This window comes from Desulfobacter sp. UBA2225 (genome assembly GCF_002348205.1).
Classification (GTDB): Bacteria; Desulfobacterota; Desulfobacteria; order Desulfobacterales; family Desulfobacteraceae; genus Desulfobacter; species Desulfobacter postgatei.
In genome coordinates, this window is sequence record NZ_DDYV01000054.1 from 1 (window position 1) to 4,462 (window position 4,462).

Annotated in this window: 6 protein-coding genes; 5 read left to right on the forward strand and 1 reads right to left on the reverse strand. The window is 49.4% G+C overall.

Annotated features, from left to right (window positions below):
* From cbiE to B3D59_RS02885, 5 genes are all read left to right on the forward strand, one after another.
* A partial coding sequence (gene cbiE / locus B3D59_RS02865) for a precorrin-6y C5,15-methyltransferase (decarboxylating) subunit CbiE (RefSeq protein ID WP_286817595.1) occupies positions 1-1,022 on the forward strand: 1,022 nt, incomplete at its 5' end.
* A 127-nt stretch (positions 1,023-1,149) separates the two neighbouring features.
* Positions 1,150-1,383, forward strand: coding sequence for a hypothetical protein (locus tag B3D59_RS02870; RefSeq protein WP_286817596.1), 234 nt, complete (start codon positions 1,150-1,152; stop codon positions 1,381-1,383).
* On the forward strand, positions 1,380-1,739 hold the full coding sequence (locus B3D59_RS02875) for a type II toxin-antitoxin system PemK/MazF family toxin (protein WP_277001404.1): 360 nt from the start codon (positions 1,380-1,382) through the stop codon (positions 1,737-1,739). Before B3D59_RS02870 ends, B3D59_RS02875 begins: the two co-directional genes overlap by 4 nt.
* 66 nt (positions 1,740-1,805) lie before the next feature.
* Positions 1,806-2,570 (forward strand): precorrin-4 C(11)-methyltransferase, encoded by a 765-nt coding sequence (cobM, locus tag B3D59_RS02880; protein WP_286817597.1) that lies wholly within the window; start codon positions 1,806-1,808, stop codon positions 2,568-2,570.
* On the forward strand, positions 2,567-3,613 hold the full coding sequence (locus B3D59_RS02885) for a cobalt-precorrin 5A hydrolase (RefSeq protein WP_286817598.1): 1,047 nt from the start codon (positions 2,567-2,569) through the stop codon (positions 3,611-3,613). The genes cobM and B3D59_RS02885 overlap by 4 nt, the downstream gene beginning before the upstream one ends.
* Here B3D59_RS02885 and B3D59_RS02890 read toward each other — a convergent pair.
* Positions 3,603-4,190: a Uma2 family endonuclease gene (locus B3D59_RS02890; protein ID WP_286817600.1), complete on the reverse strand. Its 588-nt coding sequence runs from the start codon at positions 4,188-4,190 to the stop codon at positions 3,603-3,605. The genes B3D59_RS02885 and B3D59_RS02890 overlap by 11 nt on opposite strands.
* Positions 4,191-4,462 lie beyond the last annotated feature (272 nt).

The following is a 4,462-nucleotide window of genomic DNA, read 5'->3' on the forward strand; positions in this document are numbered from 1 at the left end:
CTGACGGGCTTTTGGTGGTCCTTGCCTCGGGAGACCCGCTTTTTTTTGGCATCGGCGAAACATTGATCGCACGTCTGGGGCTGGACAAAGTCATCATCCATCCCAATGTCACCAGCATGGCTGCCGCCTTTGCCCGGCTTAAACTGCCCTGGCAGGATGCCGCCTGGGTGAGCCTGCATGGCCGGGACAATATGTCGGCCCTGGCAACGGCCATGGATGACAGGGACCTGCTGTGTGTGCTCACCGATCCTGAAAACGATCCCTGGATTATTAAAAAACAGGTGGATACCCATGATCATGCCTGGCGAATGTGGGTGCTGGAGAACCTGGGAGCCCCGGAAGAAAAAATTTCTTCCATGGATGAACACACAGATCTGTCCCAGGTCTTTGCCCAGCCCAATGTGGTGGTGCTTCAAAAAGGTGAACTGGCCGCCCCATCCGGCCCCTTGCGTTTGGGGACTCCGGATAACTGGTTTGTCCATGAAAAGGGCCTGATTACCAAGGCCCCGATCCGCGTTCTCTCTTTGGCGGCCCTGGAATTGGCATCGGACAATATCTTGTGGGATCTGGGGGCCGGTTCAGGATCTGTGGGGATTGAAGCCTCGTTGTTTTTGCCGGACGGATTTGTCTATGCCGTGGAAAAAAATCAGCGTCGTGTTGAACAGATCAAGGCCAATGCTGAGCGATTCAATGTTAAAAACATCTCTGTCATTTTAGCGGAACTGCCCGATGGGTTTGCAAATCTGCCGGTGCCTGACCGGGTTTTTATCGGCGGCTCCGGCAAAAACCTCGGCCGGGTGCTGGATGTGGCGGCAACGGTTTTGAAGCCTTTGGGCAGAATCGTTGTAAATACCGTCCTGTTAGAAACACTGCATCTGGCGGTATCGGTGCTGGAAAAAAAGGGTTTTGGGGTGAGTCTGACCCAGGCCCAGGTCAGCACGTCACGGAACATGCCCTGGGGGCGGCGTATGGAAGCGTTGAACCCCGTGTGGATTATTGCAGGAGAAAAAAGGAAAGATTAAAAGTTTGGAGCCTGTAAAAATGATATACCGGGTGTATGAGTAAAAATTACAGTTGATGATCAAAAAAGTAGCCGTTATAATAGGACTGAAAATAAGGTCCTGAAAAAGGGTCCAAAAAGGAGGTCTTATGCGTCAAGCAAAATTTAGTGTTGAAGAATCACAATCATTATTTCTTAATAGTTTTAAACAATACGGATTCAAGGATAAGAGCGCGATGCTCCGGGCGGCCATTGACCGGTTTAAAAAAGAAATAGAGCTTGAAAGTCTTAAAAAATCAGCGGATCTGTATTCAGAGATTTATTCCGAAGATGATGATCTTAAAGAGCTGACCGACACGGCAGTAAACGGATGGCCGGAATGACAACACTTAAACGGGGAATGGTCATTGACGTGGATCTTAATCCCATTAAGGGGTCGGAAACCGGAAAAATCAGGCCTTGTATCATTGTGACCAATGAGGTGTATAATCAAAGAGTTCCGGTTATCCAGGTGGTGCCGGTAACGGAATGGAGTGCAAAAAAGGCCCGGATAAAAACCAATGTTGAACTCCTTCCCTCATCTGGCAACGGCCTGTCTAAAAAATCCATTGCAGACTGTTTGCAGACACGTCCCATAGACCACCGCCATAGATTGATAAAAATTCGGGGGCAATTGGCAGCGGAGCAAATTCCAAAAATCAATAAGGCTTTACAAATCGTTTTTGAATTAGATTCATAGCCCGGATATTTAGAATAACCCGTTTTTACACGATTTTAACTTCCCGGCACAAAAAGGAAAGGTGTGATGGAAAAATTTCCGATTATATTTACCGGGGCAGGGCCGGGGGCTCCGGACCTGATTACGGTCAGGGGGATGAAAGCCCTTGAAGGGGCTGATTATATCCTTTACGCAGGGTCTCTGGTGCCCGAAGCTGTGCTGACCTGGGCCGGTGACCGGGCAAAAAAAGCGTCCAGCGCCGGCATGCACCTGGACGAGATGGTGGATGCCATGGCCAATGCCTGGGACAAGGGGCTTAAGGTTGTGCGGCTGCATACCGGAGATCCTTCCCTTTACGGGGCCATTGCCGAGCAGATGATGCTGCTGGACCAACGGGAGATCCCCTACGAGGTAATCCCGGGCGTTACTGCGGCGTTTGCCGCGGCTGCCGCGCTCAAGGTTGAATACACCGTACCGGAACAATCACAGACCCTGATCTTCACCCGGATTTCAGGCCGGACCCCGGTACCGGAAAAGGAATCTCTGGAAAGTTTGGCCGCCCATAAAGCCTCTATGGCAATTTACCTAAGTGCCGGTATGGCCGAACAGGTGGAGAAAATTTTGGCCGCAACCTATGGCCCTCAAGCACCGGTGGCCGTGGCCTATCGGGTAAGCCATCCTGAAGAGCGCATTATTGTCACTATCGTAGATCGGTTGGCCGAGACCATGGCGGAAAACAAGATCAACCGACTGGCACTCATTATTGTTGGACCCTTTCTCGAGATGGGAAAAAATGCCAAATCACTGCTGTACGACCGGGCCTTTGCCCATGGATATCGGGACAGGGCGTGATCGACTGGGCTGACAAAAAGCTTGCGGTGTGGGTGCTGACACCCCATGGAATGGTCCTGGCAGACCGCTTAAAACAGGCGTGGCCCCATACCGACCTGTTTGCTTCACAGACACTTGCACCTGGTGAGCCCTATACCGGGTTCTTTGCTTTGGGCAAGGCTCTGGCAGGGCTCTGGGACCGATATGATGCGCATTACTTTATTATGGCAACCGGTATTGTGGTGCGGACCATTGCTCCCCTGCTCCAGGATAAAACAAAAGATCCTGCCGTGGTGTGCGGGGATGAGGCCGGTCATTTTGTGATCAGTCTGGTGTCAGGCCATATTGGCGGTGCCAATGACCTGGCCGTCAAGCTTTCGGCTATACTGGGGGCAACGCCTGTGATCACCACGGCAACGGATGTCAACCAGGTGCCGGCCATTGATGTGATTGCCCGGGACCTGGACATTTATATCGAAAATAAAGCGGCCATTAAACATGTGAGCATGGCCTTTATCAAGGGGGAACCCCTGCCGGTTCATGACCCGTTTCAGCTGGTGTCACCGCATCTGCCGTCCGAGCTCATGAAAGATCCCTCCTTATTTTCTTCTGAAAAATCCGGAATATGGGTGGATTACGCAGTCCGGGACCTTCCGGAAAAAGTTTTGATGCTGCGCCCCAAAATGCTGGTGGCCGGTATGGGATGTCGAAAAGGCGTGACCCGGCGGGAACTTGAAGATCATTTGCAACAGGTCTTTCATGCCCAGGGGGTCAGCGTAAACAGTTTGTCCAAAATCGTCTCCGTGGATCTTAAAGCAAATGAACCCGGGCTTCTGGCGCTTGCCCGAACCTTAAACGTGCCCATTGAATTTTATACAAGAGACGAACTGGACCAGGTGAAGACAGTGCCCAATCCCTCTTCCCTGGTGAATAAACATATCGGAGTCAAGAGCGTATGCGAAGCGGCAGCCATGCTGGCAACAGGCCGAACGAATCTGTTAATACCGAAAACTGCCGGCCGGAGAGTCACCCTTGCCCTGGCGGTAATATCCTTCAAGCTTTGAATTCGACCAGTTCATAAACATCTGAAAGCTTTAATTCACAATCAATGGCCTCTATATTGACGGATTGCGACATATGGGTGTATGGGGTCAATATTTGCCAAATGCCTTTGTCTCCACGAACAAAACGCTCCACAAGACAATTGTATTGAGAAACAAGGATATATTCCTGAAGCGAATCAATCTGCCGATAATGCCGGAACTTTTTCCCCCGATCATACAGCTCGGTGGCACTGGAAAGAATCTCGATAATGACAATGGGGTTCAGTAAGGTTTCAACGTCTTTAATGCTTTCCAGTTCAATTTCTCCGCAGACAACGGCAATATCCGGATAGGTATATTTATCGATCTCTTTAATTTTGACCCGCATGTCGTTTGTGAAAGGCCTGCATGACGATCCCCGAAGCTTATTTTTGAGTTGATTGAAAATATTCCCGTTGATCTGATTATGGTCCAGGCTGCCGCCTGTCATCGCAAAAATTTCACCATTGAGGTACTCATGCTTGATTTGTGAAGTCTTCTCAAACGCCAGGTAAGCTTCCGGTGTTATCCGGATGTTTTCTTTTTGTCGGGTGTCCATGGTTGATCCTTTTTTTTATAAGAAAGTCTTCGTAAGCTATTAAGATCTTTAAAGATTTGTTTTTGGCTATGCCTGGCAATTGATATGTCAGGTCAGCCCATGGCTGTTATATGAAAGTTGTGTCCATCAGGACATGGCCATTCTATAATAAATTCTTTCTCCTCATTTCTTCATGATGTCAAGTTATAGTAGCTGATAGGCAGGGCAAATTGGTTCTGCGGTTTTTGTTTATTATTTAGTGGAGATGCTCCCCATTCGCTCATTTTAAATCT

What these genes read in the sequence shown, in the direction of transcription:
- B3D59_RS02875 (WP_277001404.1), top strand. Translation starts at nt 1,380, where the DNA reads ATGACAACACTTAAACGGGGAATGGTCATTGACGTGGATCTTAATCCC.
- B3D59_RS02890 (WP_286817600.1), bottom strand. Translation starts at nt 4,190, where the DNA reads ATGGACACCCGACAAAAAGAAAACATCCGGATAACACCGGAAGCTTAC.
- cobM (WP_286817597.1), top strand. Translation starts at nt 1,806, where the DNA reads ATGGAAAAATTTCCGATTATATTTACCGGGGCAGGGCCGGGGGCTCCG.
- B3D59_RS02870 (WP_286817596.1), top strand. Translation starts at nt 1,150, where the DNA reads ATGCGTCAAGCAAAATTTAGTGTTGAAGAATCACAATCATTATTTCTT.